Source organism: Roseovarius sp. B-10 (assembly GCF_056859295.1).
In genome coordinates, this window is sequence record NZ_JBSXOE010000030.1 from 1 (window position 1) to 17470 (window position 17470).

Genomic DNA, 17470 nt, shown 5'->3' on the forward strand with positions numbered 1-17470 from the left:
CGATGAAAAGGTGGCGCGCCTGCACCTGGACCGCATCGGCGTCAAGCTGACCGAACTGCGCCCCGACCAGGCGGAGTATATCGGCGTGACGCCGCAAGGGCCGTTCAAGCCCGAGCATTACCGGTATTGAGGGAGGCCAAGATGATAAAACGCACACCGCATATCGTGGGCCTGGGCAATGCCCTGGTCGATGTCGTCGCCGCCGTGCCACCCGAGGTGGTCACCCGCCACGGGCTGACGCCGGGCGGGATGCACCTGGTCGAAGCCGAGGCCGCCCATGCCCTGTTCGACGAGGTCGGACCGGGCGTGCGCCAGTCCGGCGGTTCGGTCGCCAATACCATCGCGCATCTGGCCGAAACGCCGGTGCGGGGGACCTACATCGGCAAGGTTGCCGATGACGATCTTGGAGAGACCTTCCGCCAGGAAATGGTGGGACTCGAGCTGGCCGCGCCGGTCGCGGTCGTCCAGAACGACGATCACGGGACCGGGCGCTGCGTGGTCCTTGTCACCCCCGACGGCGAACGCACGATGAGCACCTACCTGGGTGCGGCGACCACGCTGATGCCCTTCGAAGCGCGCGCGGCGCTGCCGGAGGATTTCGACATCCTCTTCATCGAAGGCTATATCTGGGACGCGCCGCATGGCGCGGCGGTGATCGAAACGCTGGCCCAGGTGGCCAAGGCTGCCGGGGCCACCGTGGCGCTGACGCCATCGGATGCAGGCTGCGTGGAGCGAAACATCGAGGTGATGCGCAACACGGTCTCGCGCTATGTCGACGTCCTGATCGGCAATCATGCCGAGATCGGCGCCCTGGCAGGACGCGACGGCGCCGAGGCGGCGCTGGACTGGGCCATGTCCAAGGTCGCCGTCGCCGCGGTCACCGAGCACGAAAAGGGCTCCTGGGTGGCCGATGCGGATGGCCGGCACCACGTGCCCGCGGCACCCGTCGCGCAGGTGGTCGACAGCACCGGCGCGGGCGATGCCTATGCCAGCGGCTTCCTGGCCGGGCTGGCCCAAGGGCACCCGGTGGACCGCGCCGGGAAAATGGGCGCGCGGCTGGCGGCCAGCGTGCTGGGCCATTACGGCGCGCGCGACGGCGCTGCGGCCCGCGCCATCGCCCTTCCGGCTGCCTGAACCGGACCCGAGACTGGCCGGAGCGTCACCGCCGCTCCGGCCCCGTCGCCGCCCGCACAACCGACACAGCGAGAGGATACCGTCATGACCGTGCAATCCCCTGTCGAAACCTTCTTCACCGAACCGCTTTCGTCGCGGGACCCGGAGGTCTGGGACGCGATCGGCAAGGAACTGGGCCGTCAGCGCCACGAGATCGAGTTGATCGCCTCGGAGAACATTGTCTCGGCAGCGGTGCTTGAAGCGCAGGGCAGCGTAATGACCAACAAGTACGCCGAAGGCTATCCCGGGCGGCGCTATTACGGCGGTTGCCAATACGTCGACATCGCCGAGACCCTTGCCATCGAACGTGCCTGCAAACTCTTCGGCTGCCAGTTCGCCAATGTGCAGCCCAACTCGGGCAGCCAGGCCAACCAGGGTGTCTTCCAGGCGCTGCTGAACCCCGGCGATACGATCCTCGGCATGAGCCTTGATGCTGGCGGCCACCTGACCCATGGTGCCAGGCCCAACCAGTCGGGCAAGTGGTTCAACGCCGTGCAATACGGTGTGCGCCAGCGAGACAGTCAGATCGACTACGACCAGATCCAGCAGCTCGCCACCGAACAGCAGCCGAAAATGATCATCGCAGGCGGCTCTGCCATCCCGCAGCAGATCGACTTCGCCCGCATCCGCGAGATCGCCGACAGCGTGGGCGCCTGGCTGCTGGCGGATGTGGCGCATTTCGCCGGGCTGATCGCGGCGGGGGTCTACCCCGATCCCTTCCCGCATGCCCATGTGGTCACCACCACGACGCACAAGACCCTGCGTGGTCCGCGTGGCGGCATGATCCTCACCAATGACGAGGCGATTGCGAAAAAGGTCAACTCGGCCATCTTCCCCGGCATCCAGGGCGGGCCGTTGATGCATGTGATCGCGGGCAAGGCCGTGGCCTTTGGCGAGGCACTGCGCCCGGAGTTCAAGACCTACCAGAACCAAGTGGTCAAGAACGCCCAGGCGCTGGCCGATCAGCTTATGAAGGGCGGTCTGGACATCGTCACCGGCGGCACCGAGAGCCACGTCATGCTGGTCGACCTGCGCCCCAAGGGCGTGAAGGGCAACGCCACCGAGGCGGCGCTGGAACGCGCCCAGATCACCTGCAACAAGAACGGCATCCCCTTCGACCCCGAGAAACCGACCGTGACCAGCGGCATCCGCCTGGGCACCCCGGCGGGGACCACCCGTGGCTTCGCCGAACCCGAGTTCCGCCAGATCGGCGACTGGATCGTGCAGGTCACCGACGGCCTGGCCGCCAACGGCGAGGACGGCAACGCCGCCGTTGAGTCCATGGTCGCGGCAGAGGTCGAAGCGCTCTGCGAATCATTCCCGCTTTACCCAAACCTCTGATCGCAGGCGAGGCGTTGCAGGCAACGCAGCATCGCGATGTCCGGCTCTGCGTCCAACAGCTCCCGTAATCGGCACTGGGCGGCAGACCACCTGCTGTGATCTATTGGCAGAGAAAAAATGAAACCCAAACCGATCAGCAGGTGCAAAGAGTAGCTTAAACCACGCCAGATACTGCCCAACCGATGGGTGAGTAGCTCAATCGCATGGTCCGAGCGACTCGCGGCTTGTTCTGATACAAGCGTATCGGGGCGTCGCAATCTGTTGCCCCAGACGTTACCCCGGCGCGGAAATGAAAAAGGTCGCTTGCGCGACCTACTTTCAAACCCTTGTTATTCTTGGGTTTTGTGGCGGACCGAGGAGGATTCGAACCCCCGACCCCTTGATTCGTAGTCAAGTACTCTATCCAGCTGAGCTATCGGTCCGTCGAGGTCAGCGTTTAGACTTTGCGATGTGCCGATGCAAGGGGGAGTTGGCGGTTTTATGCCGCGGTCGCGAAATTTCCCTTGGGCAGGGTGATGCGAAAACAGGTGCCGTTCTCGTCGCTGCGTTCGAGGGTCAGCGTGCCGCCGTGGCCACGCACCAGTTCGGCGGCGATCGAGAGGCCGAGCCCGGTGCCGCCACTGCTCGCGCCGCCACGGAACGGCTCGAACAGATGGTCGCGTGCCTTGGACGGCAGGCCGGGGCCGGTATCCTCGACCCGGATCACCCAGTCCCGCGTGTCGGCCTCGGCGGAGACGATGATGCGGCCCGGCACGCCGGCTCTGACGATCGCCTGACGTGCGTTTCGCATAAGATTGGTGAGCACGCGGTAGAACTGTTCGGCATCGGCGCGCAGCACCACGTCGGCGGCTACACGGTTCTCGAATCCCACGGCAAGATCGCCCGCGGCAAGGCGTTCGCCCTCGATGGCGTCCGTCACCAGGTCGGCGAGGTTGTGGCGCGCCAGTTTGGGTGCGGGCTCTTCGGCCTTACCGTAGGCGAGGGTGGCTTCGCACAGGTGCACCGCGCGGGTCAGCGAGTTGACCAGCTTGGGGGCCATGCGCCGCACGCGGGGGTCCTCGCTCATCTCCAGCCGGTCGGTGAAGAGCTGTGCGGAGGTAAGGATGTTGCGCAGGTCGTGGCTGATCTTGGCCACGGCACTGCCTAGCTGGGCGAGGTGCTCTTTCTGCTTGAGCGCGGCGGTGAGCTGGCGTTGCAGAGAATGCAGGCTTTCCTCGGCCTCTCGCAGTTCGGTGATGCCCGAGGATGGGGTGATCACGAGGCGGGCATCCTCGGGATCGGCGGCATAGGTCTGCATGGCCCCGACCACGCGGCGGATAGGACGCACGACGAAGCATTGCACCACCACGAAGAGAAGTCCCGCCGTGATCACCGAGATGACCAGCGACAGCCACAGGATGCGCAGCCCGTAATCTATCATCGCTGTGCGCAGATCGGCGGTGTCGAGCGTGATCTCTATGAGGATTCCACCCATGCGCACCGGCTCGCCGATCACGCGGATGACTTCTGGATCAGTTTGTGCGAGGCGGCGGAAGGCGTCCGTGATGAGGGTGACAGCCGACGGATCCCGCAAGTCGAAGCTTTGCGAGACAGGCGCGGGAACCGGCGAGGAGAGGACGAGTTGGCGCGCCTCATCGCGGCGCAGTACCACGTTGAAAACCTCGGCGTTGCGCAGGAGCTCTTCCTCGAGATCGGCGGAAACCTCGCCGCCGGTCAGCAGTCCCAGTGAGGCGATCTGCGCGCGTTGCAGGCGGTCGAGCAGGAACTGTTCGCGGAACCGCGCCACGGAGGGCACGAAGATCAGCACCTCGGCCAGCATCACGAAGATGGCCGTGAGGATCAGGAACCGGCCTGAAAGCGATCTTAGCACGCGTGCCCTCCCATTAGCGGCGTCAAGGCAGCCAACGCTGCACGAGGCGCACCACCTGTTTCACCATAGCGCTATCAAAGAGCCGGGGCGAGAAATAGGCTCCGGCGACGCGCTTGTTGATTTCGCCCAGCGTGGGGTAGGGCGCGACCATGCCTGCCACGTGTTTCATCTTGAGCTTGTTGGCGATGACCAGTGCCCAGAGGCTGATGAGCTCGCCCGCCTGCGCGCCCGCAATCGACGCGCCGACCGGCCGACCCCGCACGACCATCACCTTGATGAGGCCTGTGGTCTTGCGCTCGGCGATGGCGCGGTCGTTGTGGTTGTAGGGAAAGCGGAGAACCTCGAGATTGCCGGCATGTATGTCGCGCGCCTGTGCTTCGGTGAGGCCGATATGGGCCAGTTCGGGATCGGTGTAGGTGGCCCACGGGATGTGATCGGTGCGATTCTTCGCGGGCAGACCGAGCAGCGCCTGCCGGATGATGAGACCCGCCTGGTAGCCCGCAACATGGGTGAATTGCAGCCCTCCCGCCACGTCGCCGATGGCATGGACGCGCCTGTTGCTGGTGCGTAGCGAAGCGTCCACCTTGATTCCGCGCCTTGTCGTCTCGATGCCCGCCGCCTCGAGGTTGAGCCGGTCGGTGTTGGCCTTGCGCCCGACGGCCATCAGAAGGTGGCTGCCCTTGAATACACGGCCGTCCTTGGCCACGACTTCGATGGCGCCTGCCTTACCGCTTATCTCGGCGGCGAACGCCGCTTCCTCTATCGCGATGCCTTCCGCGTCGAAGCGGGCGCGAACCACCTCGACCATCTCGGGATCGTCCTGGCCCAGCACTTTCTCGCCCTCGATCACGGTGACGGCACAGCCGAGACGACGATGCGCCTGCGCCAGTTCCATACCGATCGGGCCACCGCCGATGACCAGCAGGTGATCTGGGCGCTCGCGCAGCTCGAAGATGGTCTCATTGGTCTCGTATGGCACGCGATCGAGCCCCGGAATCGGCGGCACCAGGGGCGAGGATCCGGTAGCGATGACCGTGCGCCGGGCAGAGATGATGTGGGCCCCCGCCTGCACCTCGGTGGGCGAGATGAATTCGCCGTACTCGCGGATCACCCGCACGCCGAGCCCCTCGAATCGCTCCTGGCTATCGACCGGTGCGATCTGCGCGATGACGTCTGCGACGTGATCCTTGGCGGCGGCGTAATCGACCTGCGGGACAACGTCGGCGATGCCGAACTGCACGGCATTGGCCTGGGCGTGGGCGGCCTTGCCGCTTGCGATCAGCGCCTTGGAGGGTACGCAACCGAAATTGAGGCAATCGCCGCCCATCCTGTGGCCTTCGAGAAGGACGACGCTCGCCCCCATCTGCACGGCACCCGCGGCGATTGAAAGCCCGCCCGAGCCGGCCCCGATGACCAGCAGATCCGGTGTCAGTTTGTGCATTCTCAAATGTCCCTTTTTCCACGGATGGCCTTGATGAGCATCGGCAGCGCGGCGAGCGCCGCAAGCCCGAGAATGGGGCCGATGATCTGTGGCTCCCACAAGAGAGAAAGATCGGGTGTGTCACCCCGGTCGAACACCTCGCCAAGCCCCACGCCGATCCAGGTGAATACGATCGCCCCGGGGATAATCCCCAACACCGTGGTGAGCACGAAGTTGCGAAACCGCACGCCCACTAGCGCCGGTAGCAGGTTGGCCACGAAGAACGGAACCGCGGGCACCAGCCGCATCAGGAACAGCACGCTGACCTCGTTGTCATGCAGGCGCTTCTTGAGCCGCTTGAGGCGGCCCTCCGACGTCTCGATCCGTGCCGCGAGGGCCGCGCCCAGCCCCCAGCGGGCGGCGAGGAAGATGGCGATCGCCCCCAGCGAGGCGGCGGTGACGTTGAACGCCGTGCCCAACACGAGCCCGAAAAGAAAGCCGCCGGTGACCGAGGCCACCGCCGCGCCGGGCAGCGAGAAGGCGACGATCACCACGTAGGTGGTGATAAAGGCTGCCGTCAGCGCCGCGAAATGGGTGTCGCGAAAGGCCAGGAGCATCTCGCGATGCTCGCGCAGCGTTTCGAAGGTGATGTGCTCGCGCAAGGTGACATAGCCCACCACCGCCGCCACGAGGATAATAGCGAGCGGGACGTGGCGCACGAGGCGCCGCCTCCGGGTCGTGGGCGTGGATGAGGAGCTCTGGTCCATGAGTTCACCGGGTTTGTTCGTTCTCGCTCCTAAATGTACGGTCCGGCGCTCGCTCGCCAGTACCTTCACGAGGGGGTGATCCCGGGTGATGCGCGTCGTGGTTTCTGTAATACACCGAGAGCAGGGGGTGTCCGCGAAAATGCAAGGGAAAATCTCCGGGCGAGGGTTTGACTTGGCCGGGGAGCGTCTTTATAGAACGGGCTTCGAACACATCCGGGCTCGGTGCGATTCCTGTCGCGCGGTGCCCCGCAGAACCGGAGACGGAGCGATGAAACGCACCTTTCAACCCTCGAACCTCGTGCGCAAGCATCGTCACGGGTTTCGCGCGCGCATGGCCACCAAGGCCGGGCGCAAGATTCTCAATGCCCGCCGCGCCCGCGGCCGCAAGTCGCTGAGCGCCTGAGCGCCAGCCCTTCGACATGACCATGACACCGCCGGAGGCCCCTGACAACAAGGCAGGGAATACGCCTCCGGCGGATTCATCATGTCCGCGCGTTACGCTGGACGTGATGCGCAGACGCGCCGAATTCCTGGCCGCCGCCCGGGCAAAGCGGCAGGGTACCAAGACGATGATGGTGCAGGGGCGTGATCGGCACGATGACGATCCCGGCGTCCGTGTTGGATTTACCTGTTCCAAGAAGGTGGGCAACGCCGTGGCCCGCAACCGTGCCAAGCGGCGGCTGCGCGCAGTGGCGCGTGAGATCCTGCCCGCCAGTGGGCAACCGGGTTGGGATTATGTGCTGATCGGTCGGGCGGGAGAGACGGGGCAGCGCCCGTTTGATGAGTTGCGCCGCGATCTCTCCTTCGCTCTCGACCGCCTGCGGGGGCGCGAATGAGCCCGCTCGCCCGCATGCTCGCGCTGCCGGTTCGGGGCTACCGGCTGATCCTGTCGCCCTGGCTCGGCTGGTCTTGTCGCTATCAGCCCACGTGCAGCCAATACGCGCTCGACGCGCTGGAGAGCCACGGAGCATTGCGTGGCGGGTGGCTTGCACTGCGGCGGATCGCCCGGTGCAATCCCTGGGGCGGGAGCGGCTATGACCCGGTGCCGGGCGCGGGCTGCGACTGCGGCGAGAACGCCCTTTCCCCTACCCGTGATACATGCGATAGGGAGCCGCCAAACGAGACATTCACGGAGAGACGGAATGGAGATTCGCGAGGCACTCACCTTTGACGACGTCCTGCTGGTGCCCGCGGCATCCTCGGTACTTCCCTCCGACGCCGACACGCGCACGCGCGTCACCCGCGATATCGCCCTCAACATTCCGCTCTTGAGTTCGGCCATGGACACGGTGACCGAGGGGCGCATGGCCATCTCGATGGCGCAGATGGGCGGCATGGGGGTAATCCACCGCAACCTGACCGTCGAGGAACAGGCCCGCGAGGTGCGCCGCGTGAAGCGGTTTGAATCCGGGATCGTCTACAACCCGATCACGCTCCGCCCCGACCAGACACTCGCGGATGCCAAGGCGCTCCAGGAGCGCTACAAGATCACCGGGTTCCCGGTGGTGGACGAGGGCGGGCGCGTCGTCGGCATCGTCACCAATCGCGACATGCGCTTTGCCGAGGACGAGAACACGCCGGTGAGCGTGATGATGACCTCCGACAACCTCGCCATCCTGCGCGAACCCGCCGATCGCGACGAGGCGCGCTCGCTGATGAAGGCGCGGCGCATCGAGAAGCTTCTCGTGACCGACCGCGAGGGCAAGCTCACCGGCCTGCTGACGCTGCGCGATTCCGAGCAAGCGGTGCTCAATCCCACGGCCTGCAAGGACCGGCTCGGACGCCTGCGGGTGGCCGCGGCCTCGACCGTGGGCGATGCCGGGTTCGAGCGCACGCAGGCGCTGGTGGAGGCGGGCGTCGACATGGTGGTGATCGACACCGCGCACGGCCATTCCGAGGGCGTGGCCGTCGCGGTCAAGAGGGCCAAGTCGATCTCGAACGAGGTGCAGGTCGTCGCTGGCAACGTCGCCACCGCCGAGGCCACCCGCGCGCTGATCGACGCGGGCGCCGACGCGGTGAAGGTAGGGATCGGACCGGGCAGCATCTGCACCACCCGCGTGGTGGCGGGCGTGGGCATGCCGCAGCTCACCGCGATCATGGACAGCGCGGCGGCGGCGGGCGATATACCGGTGATCGCCGATGGCGGCATCAAGTTCTCTGGCGATTTCGCCAAGGCGATCGCGGCGGGGGCGTCATGCGCGATGGTGGGTTCGATGCTCGCGGGCACCGACGAGAGCCCCGGCGAGGTGATCCTCTACCAGGGCCGCTCGTTCAAGGCGTATCGTGGCATGGGCAGTCTAGGCGCGATGGCGCGTGGCTCGGCCGACCGCTACTTCCAGAAGGATGCGGCCTCGGACAAGCTGGTGCCCGAAGGGATCGAGGGGCAGGTACCCTACAAGGGCCCCGCGGGCACGGTGCTGCACCAGCTTGTCGGTGGTCTGCGCGCGGCCATGGGCTATACCGGCTGTGCCACCGTGGACGAGATGCGCCACAAGTGTCGGTTCGTGCGCATCTCGGGAGCGGGTTTGAAGGAAAGTCATGTCCATGACGTGCAGATCACACGCGAGGCGCCAAATTACCGAGCAAGTTAGGTTTTTCAGACTCTTGCGATCCGAACTTAAAGTTTCATCATGACCCCGGGCGCGCGCATTTCGGCGGCGATCACGGTTATCGACGGGGTCCGCGAAGGTGCCCCGGCGGAGCGGGCACTTACCAATTGGGCGCGCGGTGCGCGCTATGCCGGCTCCAAGGACCGGGCGGCGGTGCGCGATCACGTTTTCGCGGTGCTGCGGCGCTGGCGGTCCTGCGCGGCGCGCGGTGGCGGGGACGGCGCGCGCGCGCTCCTGATCGGGTTACTTCGCGAGCTGGGCATTGATCCCGATACACTTTTCACCGGTGAAGGGCACGCACCCACGGTGCTTTCCGATGCCGAACGCGCGGCGGGGCGTGCGCCGGACGACGCGGAGGCGCGCGACCTGCCGGATTGGCTCTGGCCGCGCTTTGAGGCCGCTCTCGACAACGGGGCGGCGCAGGCAGCCGAAATGCTGCGCCACCGCGCGCCGGTCACGCTTCGGGTCAATGCCCGGCGGATGTCGCGCTCTGCGGCGCAAGCGGCGCTGGCACGGGAGGGAATCGTCACCCGCCCGCTCGATGAGGCGAAGATGGCGCTGCATGTTCTTGAAGGTGAACGTAAGATCTCCATGTCTTCACTTTATAGGACAGGCACGGTCGAGCTTCAGGATGCCAGCAGCCAGGCGGCGATGGAGGCGCTTGACCTGCGGCCCGGGGCGCGCGTTCTGGACTACTGCGCGGGGGGCGGCGGTAAGACGCTGGCGCTTGCTGCCCGGCTCGACGGGGAATGGTTCGCCCATGATGCCTCGGCGCGACGCATGTCCGACCTGCCGGCCCGCGCGGCCCGGGCGGGGGCAGAGGTTCGGCTCTGTGAAACGCAAGATTTGCAGGGACTTGCGCCGTTTGATGCGGTGCTTTGCGACGTGCCGTGTTCCGGTAGCGGCACCTGGCGGCGCGGGCCGCAGGCCAAATGGAACCTGACGCCCGACGATCTGGCGGACCTGGGTCGCATGCAACACGATATCCTCGTGCGGGCGGCGGATCTCGTCGCACCTGGCGGACGGCTCGTTTATTGCACATGTTCTATTTTTATCGAGGAAAACGAGCGTGTTATCGACCGTTTTTTATGTGAATCCGGCGATTGGTTCTGTGCAACGTCGAGGCGCTGGCCGATCAGCGAGACCGGGGACGGTTTCTTTTCAACACATTTTTTTCGCGAGTTTAATTCATGATTGCAATCTTGACGTGATTTTTCCGTTGCCGTTAAGTCTGCCTTAATCGTTTCGTCGCAGGATCGCGCCGGAGAGGTCATGGAGCAAAAGGCGCGGCGGGTGGCATTCCTGACAATATCCGAAGAGAACTGGCAGCGTGCCGGACAGCGGCTGGCTCCGCGTGCGGGTATCCTTGGGGTGGCAGCGGCGCTCTTTGCAGCGACAGGTATTCTGATGGGCAGCGGGCAGGCACGGTGGATGCTGACGCTCGTAGCCGCAATCCTGTTTTGCGCGGCGCTCTGGCTCTGGGTGGTCCGGTATCGCGCCGCGCGTGACAGCGCGGCGTTGTTCTCCCAAGCCGCTGGCGTTATTGAGCACGACCCGCAGCCCCTTCTGTTGTCCGGCCCCGAGGGCGCGATCGTGTTCGCCAATCGCGCTGCGCGCCATGATTTCGCGACGGTAAAGGGAAGCACGCTTGCGGCCCTACTGCGCGAGCAGCTTGCCAATCCCGGCCCACTCCTGTTTCGAATGGAATCGCGCGCCGCCGCGGTCGGCGCGGCGCGGGAGGACATGGTGACGCGTGCGGGCCACATGCGTCTCTCGGTGCACAAGGCGGGCGAGGCGCTCTACATGTGGCGCATCGAGAAATCCGCCGATCCCCCGCTCAGGGACCCCGAGGCACATCCGCTTCCGATGATGACGCTCGGGCGCAATGGCACCGTGCTCTACATGAACCCGGCGGCGCGCGATTTGATAGGCAGCCGCGTCCGCACGCTCGACGAGGTTTGCGGCACCGGAACGGTGCGATCGGGGGCCTTTTGCAAGGTTGCCACGCCGGACGGACCGCTTGATTGTCTGTATTTCGAGCGGCTTGGTATCGCCGGGCGCCGAGAGGCGTATCTCCTGCCGGGGATCGAGACCGGGCCGGGCGCGGTGGACGGCTGGGTCTTCTTCGACCATTTACCGGTTCCGCTGCTCAAGCTCGACACCGAGGGCTGCATCCGTCTGTCCAACAGGCCGGCACGGATGCTGCTGGGCTGTGAGGAGACAGGCGGCCTGCGGCTTGGCGAGATGCTCGAGGGGCTTGGTCGGCCGGTTGCAGACTGGATCGCCGACGCGGCCGCCGAGCGCGGGACGGTTCACCCCGAGTTCCTGCGCGTGCGGCAGGCCGAGGGCGAGAGGTTTGTGCAGGTGGCGCTCAACCGGGCGCGCGACGGCGACGAGACGGTGCTCATCGCGGTGATGACTGACGCCACGGAGCTCAAATCACTTCAGGCGCAATTCGTCCAGAGCCAGAAAATGCAGGCGATCGGCCAGCTTGCCGGGGGGATCGCGCATGATTTCAACAATCTTCTCACCGCGATCACCGGGCATTGCGACCTGATCCTGCTCCGCCACGATCCAGGAGATCAGGACTATGCCGACTTGACCCAGATCACCCAGAATGCCAACCGCGCCGCGGCACTGGTCAGCCAACTGCTCGCCTATTCGCGCAAGCAGACGATGCACCCCCGCATTCTCGATCTGCGCGACACGCTTTCGGATCTCACGCACCTGCTCAATCGGCTCGTCGGGGAGCGGATAACGCTCACACTGAGCCACGATCCGGGCCTCGACGCGATCCGGGCAGACAAGCGCCAGTTCGAGCAGGTCATCATGAACCTGGTGGTCAATTCCCGGGACGCCATGCCCAATGGAGGGGATATCCGTATCGTGACGCAGAACATCGCGCTTGATGAGCCGCTGTGCCGCGACCGCGCGGTCGTGGCCCCCGGCAAGTATGTTTCGGTCGAGGTGATAGACGAGGGTGCCGGTATTGGGCCGGACAAGCTCGACAAGGTGTTCGAGCCATTCTTCACCACCAAGGGTGTCGGCAAGGGCACTGGGCTCGGCCTGTCGACGGTCTATGGCATCGTCAAGCAAAGCGGGGGCTTCATCTTCGCCGATAGCGTTGAGGGGCGGGGCACGACGTTCCGGCTGTATTTCCCGGCTCACGCGCATTGCGAGGCCGCGCGGACGGAGGGCGGTGCGGCCTTGCCCGACGCCGCGCGCGGCGCCGGGGTGATCCTGCTCGTGGAGGACGAGGTGCCGGTGCGCGCATTCGCGAGCCGTGCATTGCAACTTCGCGGCTATAGCGTGATCGAGGCAGGCTCTGCCGAGGAAGCGCTCGAAATCCTTGGCGACAGGACGCTTTCGGTGGATGTTTTCGTCACCGATGTCGTGATGCCGGGGCTGGACGGTCCGGGCTGGGTGCAAAGGGCGCTGGCCGATCGCCCGGACGTGCCCGTGGTGTTCGTCTCCGGCTATGCCGAAGAGACCTTTGGCGACGCGCAGGCGCGGTTGCCGAGGTCGGTCTTCCTGCCCAAGCCGTTTTCCCTCGACGAGCTTGTGGAGACGGTGCACCGCTTGGCGCGGAAACCGGATTTTGACGGCGCAGATATTCAGGAGGTGGGCGGCGGTAGCGGCGCGGGAGCCTCGTAGTGTCCGTCCGGCCCGATCCCGTCATAGAGCGCGAAGTCATCCGCGTACTTGCGGCGCAGTCGCCCCTCGATACGTGCGGACAGCTCGAGCGCGGACTGCGGCGAGCGATTGCAGGAGGGGGGGTCGATGGAGACACCGAGCCTCCGTTCGAGGAAACCGCGCAACCCGTCCTGGTCCTCGTAGCGAAAGAGATGGGTGACGCGGGTACCATTGCGTTGGGGCTCGAGGAACTTCGCCTGGCTGCCGACACGGGCGAAGGGCGGCGCATCTCCGCGGCAATAGGCGGCCACGAACTCGTCGAAGCTCTGGCCGATTGTGCTGTTGGGGTGCCCATCAAGGGCATCGCGGCGACGATAACGGTACCAGCTTCCCAGCCAGTCGATCGGCTCGCGCATCACGGCGACCACGTCCGGATCGGCACCGATGAAGCGTTCGATCATCGGCCGGAAGAAGCGGTTGTATCGAAACACAGGCGCGTGCTTGAGGTCGGGCGGCGCGCTGATCACCATCGCAGCATGGGGCGCGAGCGCGGCCTCGTAGGCGGTACTGCCGGTCTTGGGAACCGAGAGAAGGACAAGGTTCTGTCGAGAGAAAACGAGCAAATCCAGTGTGTCCCGATCCTGGCCGCCAGTTTTGGCATCGGCGTCAATAACTTCTTAACGTCTCGCCGGGATGCTGTCATCACCAAGATTGTCTCTTGTCATGGCGTGTGTTTTGCCCCATGAATGGGAACAATACCAGAACAAAGGCGGGCATTGCTGCCCTCCACGGGGTATGAAATAACGGAGCTACGCAATGGCAACGGCAGACCTACTTTCAATGGACAACAAGCGTATGGCGGACAAGCAGAAGGCGCTGGACAGCGCCTTGGCACAGATCGAACGGCAATTCGGCAAGGGCTCGATCATGAAGATGGGCGGCGACAATCCCGTCGCCGACATCGAAGCCACCTCTACCGGCTCCATCGGCCTCGACATCGCACTCGGGATCGGTGGTATTCCGAAGGGGCGCGTGGTGGAAGTCTACGGACCCGAAAGCTCTGGCAAGACCACGCTCACGCTGCATTGCGTGGCCGAGGAACAGAAAAAGGGCGGTGTCTGCGCTTTCGTCGATGCCGAGCACGCGCTCGACCCGATCTATGCGCGCAAGCTCGGTGTCGATCTCGACGAGTTGCTCATCTCGCAGCCCGATACCGGCGAACAGGCGCTCGAAATTGTCGATACGCTGGTGCGCTCCGGCGCGGTCAGCCTCATCGTCGTCGATTCGGTCGCCGCACTCACCCCAAAGTCTGAACTCGAGGGTGAGATGGGCGATAGCAGCGTGGGCGTCCACGCGCGGCTCATGAGCCAGGCCATGCGCAAGCTCACCGGCTCGATCAGCCGCACCAAGTGCACGGTTGTGTTCATCAACCAGATACGCATGAAAATCGGCGTCATGTTCGGCAGTCCCGAGACCACCACGGGCGGCAATGCGCTCAAGTTCTACAGTTCAGTCCGTCTCGACATCCGTCGCATCGGTGCCATCAAGGATCGAGACGAAGTTGTCGGCAACGCAACCCGCGTAAAGGTGGTCAAGAACAAGGTTGCGCCGCCCTTCAAGCAGGTGGAGTTCGATATCATGTATGGCGAGGGAATCTCCAAGACCGGGGAGCTTCTCGACATGGGTGTGAAGGCAGGCATCGTCGATAAGTCGGGGAGCTGGTTCAGCTATGGTGACGAGCGCATCGGGCAGGGCCGCGAGAATGCCAAGACATTTCTGAAGGAGAACCCGCGGGTCGCAACCGAGATCGAGGACAAGATCCGCGCGGCGCACGGGCTCGATTTCGATATGGCCGAAGAGACCGACACCGGGCCCGTCCTAGAAGCCTGAGCACGAGCGTGCGGCAAGGGGTTTTGGGCTGTGGACACGGGCGGCGCTGACGGCTAAATCGGCACGAACGCCCTGTTTCACAATGCCGGAAGCCCCACATCCATGCCCACGCTCAACGAGATACGCAGCGCATTCCTCGATTTCTTCGAGCGCAACGACCACCGCGTCGTCGAAAGCTCGCCATTGGTGCCGCGCAATGACCCGACGCTGATGTTCACCAATTCCGGAATGGTGCAGTTCAAGAACTGCTTCACCGGGGTTGAGCATCGCGACTACACGCGCGCCGCGACCAGCCAGAAATGCGTGCGCGCCGGCGGCAAGCACAACGATCTCGACAATGTCGGCTACACCGCACGGCATCATACGTTCTTTGAGATGCTGGGGAATTTCAGCTTCGGGGACTATTTCAAGGAGCAGGCCATCCCTTACGCTTGGGATCTGCTGACGCGCGATTTCGGGATCGATTCCTCGAAGCTGTTGGTGACGGTCTACCACACGGACGACGAGGCCGCGGATATCTGGAAGAAATACGCGGGCCTGCCCGACGAGCGGATCATCCGCATCGCGAGCGAAGACAATTTCTGGTCGATGGGGTCGACCGGGCCGTGCGGGCCGTGCACCGAAATCTTCTACGATCACGGCCCCGAAGTGCCCGGCGGGCCGCCAGGCAGCCCCGATGAGGATGGCGACCGCTTCATCGAGATATGGAACCTCGTGTTCATGCAGAACGAGCGGTTCGAGGACGGCTCGATGCGCCCGCTCGACATGCAGTCCATCGATACCGGTATGGGGCTCGAGCGGATCGGTGCGCTGTTGCAGGGCAAGCACGACAACTACGACACCGACCTGATGCGCAGCCTGATCGAGGCGAGCGCGCACGCCACGAGCGCCGACCCCGACGGACCGGGCCGCGTGCATCACCGGGTGATCGCGGATCACCTGCGCTCGACCTCGTTCCTCATCGCCGACGGCGTGATGCCCTCCAACGAGGGGCGCGGCTACGTGCTGCGCCGGATCATGCGCCGCGCCATGCGCCATGCGCACATGCTGGGCGCCAAGGAGCCGGTGATGCACCGGCTGGTGCCCGCGCTGGTGGCGCAGATGGGGCAGGCATTCCCGGAGCTGGGCCGCGCGCAGGCGCTTATCACCGAGACGTTGCGTCTCGAGGAGACGCGGTTTCGCCAGACGCTGGAGCGTGGTTTGCGGCTTCTGGAGGATGAGCTTGGCCACCTGCCGGAGGGCGCGGCCCTCCCCGGTCGGGCGGCGTTCCGGCTTTATGATACGTTCGGGTTTCCGCTCGACCTGACGCAAGACGCGCTACGCGAGCAGGGGCGGGAGGTCGATCTTGGGGGTTTCGAGGCGGCGATGGCCGAACAGAAGGCCAAGGCGCGCGCCGCGTGGGCCGGGTCGGGAGAGACCGCTGACCAGCAGGTGTGGTTCGACATTGCCGAGACCCACGGGGTCACGGAGTTTCTCGGCTACGAGACCGAGCGCGCCGAGGGGCGCATCCTGACGCTGGTCGCCGATGGCACCGAGATTGCGGAGGCCGCATCTGGCACGCGCGTGCAGATCGTGCTCAACCAAACGCCGTTCTATGCCGAGGCCGGCGGGCAGGTCGGCGACACCGGCGTGATCGAGACCGAGAGTGGCCGCGCCCGGGTGAGCGATTGCAAGAAGGTGGCGGGCGTGTTCGTGCACATGGCCGAGGTCGAGACCGGCGCGATCAAGGCGGGCGAGGCGGCGCGGCTCGAGGTTGATCACGAAAGGCGCGGCACCATCCGCGCCAATCACTCCGCCACGCACCTTCTGCACGAGGCGCTGCGGCGCGCGCTTGGACCGCATGTAGCGCAACGTGGCAGCCTCAACGCGCCGGACCGGCTGCGTTTCGACTTTTCTCACGCCAAGGCGCTCGATCCCGACGATCTTTCCCGCGTCGAGGCCGAGGTCAACGCCTTCATCCGCCAGAACAGCCCCGTGGAGACGCGGATCATGACCCCGGACGACGCCCGTGCCATCGGCGCGCAGGCGCTTTTCGGCGAGAAGTACGGTGACGAGGTCCGGGTGGTCTCGATGGGGTGGTTAGACGGCTCCGGCAAGGGCACGGACGGGACGACCTACTCGATCGAGCTGTGCGGCGGCACCCATGTGCGACGGACCGGCGACATCGGCACCTTCGCCGTGATCGGCGAAGGGGCGTCGAGCGCCGGGGTGCGCCGGATCGAGGCACTGACCGGGGCGGCGGCATTCGACCATCTCACTGCGCGGAGTGCCGGCCTCGCGGCGGTGGCGGGGGACCTGAAGGCGCGGGCCGAAGACGTGCCCGAGCGCGTCCGCGCGCTCGTCGAGGAGCGCCGGGCGCTGGCCAACGAGGTGGCGCAGCTTCGCCGCGAGCTGGCGATGACGGGCGGTGCCGCAGGGGATGCCGGTCCGGAACCGCGGGAGGTGGGCGGTGTCACCTTCCTTGCGCAGGTGCTCTCCGGCGTGCAGGGGCGCGACCTGCCGCCGCTCATCGACGAACACAAGGCGCGTCTTGGCAGCGGTGCCATCTTGCTTATTGCCGATACCGGCGGCAAGGTGGCGGTGGCGGCGGGCGTGACCGCCGACCTTGCAGGCCGCGTTTCGGCCGTGGACCTCGTGCGCGCGGCGGTGCCCGCGCTCGGCGGCAAGGGCGGCGGCGGTCGTCCCGACATGGCGCAGGGCGGCGGCAGCGATATCGGCGGCGCCGAGGCGGCGATCACCGCGGCGGAGGAGGTTCTGGCCTCCTGAG

At 65.5% G+C, this 17470-nt stretch carries 15 protein-coding genes and 1 tRNA gene; 11 read left to right on the forward strand and 5 right to left on the reverse strand.

Going from position 1 to position 17470, the window contains the following annotated elements; translation table 11 throughout:
- The 3 genes from AC13D8_RS07620 to glyA form a co-directional block, all read left to right on the forward strand.
- Positions 1–130, forward strand: a 130-nt coding sequence (locus AC13D8_RS07620; protein WP_482968355.1) for an adenosylhomocysteinase, incomplete at its 5' end; no start/stop codon positions are given.
- A gap of 11 nt (positions 131–141) precedes the next feature.
- Positions 142–1134: an adenosine kinase gene (locus AC13D8_RS07625; RefSeq protein WP_482968360.1), complete on the forward strand. Its 993-nt coding sequence runs from the start codon at positions 142–144 to the stop codon at positions 1132–1134.
- A gap of 84 nt (positions 1135–1218) precedes the next feature.
- A complete protein-coding gene (glyA, locus tag AC13D8_RS07630) occupies positions 1219–2514 on the forward strand; it encodes a serine hydroxymethyltransferase (protein WP_482968361.1) in 1296 nt (431 codons plus the stop codon).
- Positions 2515–2859: 345 nt separating this feature from the next.
- On the opposite strand, the gene AC13D8_RS07635 is transcribed toward glyA, so the two are convergent.
- The 4 genes from AC13D8_RS07635 to AC13D8_RS07650 all read right to left on the reverse strand — a co-directional run bounded on the left by AC13D8_RS07635 (position 2860) and on the right by AC13D8_RS07650 (position 6571).
- Positions 2860–2936, reverse strand: a tRNA-Arg gene (locus AC13D8_RS07635).
- 56 nt (positions 2937–2992) lie between these two features.
- On the reverse strand, positions 2993–4384 hold the full coding sequence (locus AC13D8_RS07640) for a sensor histidine kinase (RefSeq protein ID WP_482968362.1): 1392 nt from the start codon (positions 4382–4384) through the stop codon (positions 2993–2995).
- A 22-nt stretch (positions 4385–4406) separates the two neighbouring features.
- Complete coding sequence (locus AC13D8_RS07645; protein WP_482968363.1) at positions 4407–5825, reverse strand: dihydrolipoyl dehydrogenase family protein; 1419 nt, start codon at positions 5823–5825, stop codon at positions 4407–4409.
- A 2-nt stretch (positions 5826–5827) separates the two neighbouring features.
- The gene (locus AC13D8_RS07650; protein WP_482968364.1) at positions 5828–6571 is read right to left on the reverse strand and encodes a TVP38/TMEM64 family protein; all 744 of its coding nucleotides are present in this window, start codon (positions 6569–6571) and stop codon (positions 5828–5830) included.
- 268 nt (positions 6572–6839) lie between these two features.
- Here AC13D8_RS07650 and rpmH point away from each other — a divergent pair, with 268 nt between their 5' ends.
- The 6 genes from rpmH to AC13D8_RS07680 all read left to right on the forward strand — a co-directional run bounded on the left by rpmH (position 6840) and on the right by AC13D8_RS07680 (position 12834).
- Positions 6840–6974, forward strand: a complete 135-nt coding sequence (gene rpmH, locus AC13D8_RS07655; RefSeq protein WP_104020418.1) for a 50S ribosomal protein L34 — start codon at positions 6840–6842, stop codon at positions 6972–6974.
- Positions 6975–6996: 22 nt separating this feature from the next.
- Entirely contained in the window at positions 6997–7407 is a 411-nt protein-coding gene (gene rnpA / locus AC13D8_RS07660) for a ribonuclease P protein component (RefSeq protein ID WP_482968538.1), read from the forward strand.
- On the forward strand, positions 7404–7742 hold the full coding sequence (gene yidD / locus AC13D8_RS07665) for a membrane protein insertion efficiency factor YidD (protein WP_482968365.1): 339 nt from the start codon (positions 7404–7406) through the stop codon (positions 7740–7742). Before rnpA ends, yidD begins: the two co-directional genes overlap by 4 nt.
- Entirely contained in the window at positions 7714–9162 is a 1449-nt protein-coding gene (gene guaB / locus AC13D8_RS07670) for an IMP dehydrogenase (protein ID WP_104020421.1), read from the forward strand. The genes yidD and guaB overlap by 29 nt, the downstream gene beginning before the upstream one ends.
- A gap of 39 nt (positions 9163–9201) precedes the next feature.
- Complete coding sequence (locus AC13D8_RS07675; RefSeq protein ID WP_482968366.1) at positions 9202–10374, forward strand: RsmB/NOP family class I SAM-dependent RNA methyltransferase; 1173 nt, start codon at positions 9202–9204, stop codon at positions 10372–10374.
- A gap of 78 nt (positions 10375–10452) precedes the next feature.
- Positions 10453–12834, forward strand: a complete 2382-nt coding sequence (locus AC13D8_RS07680; RefSeq protein ID WP_482968367.1) for an ATP-binding protein — start codon at positions 10453–10455, stop codon at positions 12832–12834.
- Here AC13D8_RS07680 and AC13D8_RS07685 read toward each other — a convergent pair.
- Positions 12795–13436 (reverse strand): gamma-glutamyl kinase, encoded by a 642-nt coding sequence (locus tag AC13D8_RS07685; protein ID WP_482968368.1) that lies wholly within the window; start codon positions 13434–13436, stop codon positions 12795–12797. The genes AC13D8_RS07680 and AC13D8_RS07685 overlap by 40 nt on opposite strands.
- Before the next feature lie 193 nt (positions 13437–13629).
- Here AC13D8_RS07685 and recA point away from each other — a divergent pair, with 193 nt between their 5' ends.
- Both recA and alaS read left to right on the forward strand, forming a co-directional pair.
- Complete coding sequence (gene recA / locus AC13D8_RS07690; protein WP_129433594.1) at positions 13630–14703, forward strand: recombinase RecA; 1074 nt, start codon at positions 13630–13632, stop codon at positions 14701–14703.
- 102 nt (positions 14704–14805) lie between these two features.
- The gene (gene alaS, locus AC13D8_RS07695; protein ID WP_482968369.1) at positions 14806–17469 is read left to right on the forward strand and encodes an alanine--tRNA ligase; all 2664 of its coding nucleotides are present in this window, start codon (positions 14806–14808) and stop codon (positions 17467–17469) included.
- The last annotated feature ends 1 nt before the right edge of the window (position 17470 follow it).

Coding starts and splice junctions, on each gene's coding strand:
- rpmH (WP_104020418.1), top strand. CDS start 6,840: ATGAAACGCACCTTTCAACCCTCGAACCTCGTGCGCAAGCATCGTCAC.
- AC13D8_RS07680 (WP_482968367.1), top strand. CDS start 10,453: ATGGAGCAAAAGGCGCGGCGGGTGGCATTCCTGACAATATCCGAAGAG.
- AC13D8_RS07625 (WP_482968360.1), top strand. CDS start 142: ATGATAAAACGCACACCGCATATCGTGGGCCTGGGCAATGCCCTGGTC.
- guaB (WP_104020421.1), top strand. CDS start 7,714: ATGGAGATTCGCGAGGCACTCACCTTTGACGACGTCCTGCTGGTGCCC.
- AC13D8_RS07645 (WP_482968363.1), bottom strand. CDS start 5,825: ATGCACAAACTGACACCGGATCTGCTGGTCATCGGGGCCGGCTCGGGC.
- AC13D8_RS07675 (WP_482968366.1), top strand. CDS start 9,202: ATGACCCCGGGCGCGCGCATTTCGGCGGCGATCACGGTTATCGACGGG.
- recA (WP_129433594.1), top strand. CDS start 13,630: ATGGCAACGGCAGACCTACTTTCAATGGACAACAAGCGTATGGCGGAC.
- alaS (WP_482968369.1), top strand. CDS start 14,806: ATGCCCACGCTCAACGAGATACGCAGCGCATTCCTCGATTTCTTCGAG.
- yidD (WP_482968365.1), top strand. CDS start 7,404: ATGAGCCCGCTCGCCCGCATGCTCGCGCTGCCGGTTCGGGGCTACCGG.
- AC13D8_RS07650 (WP_482968364.1), bottom strand. CDS start 6,571: ATGGACCAGAGCTCCTCATCCACGCCCACGACCCGGAGGCGGCGCCTC.
- glyA (WP_482968361.1), top strand. CDS start 1,219: ATGACCGTGCAATCCCCTGTCGAAACCTTCTTCACCGAACCGCTTTCG.
- rnpA (WP_482968538.1), top strand. CDS start 6,997: ATGACACCGCCGGAGGCCCCTGACAACAAGGCAGGGAATACGCCTCCG.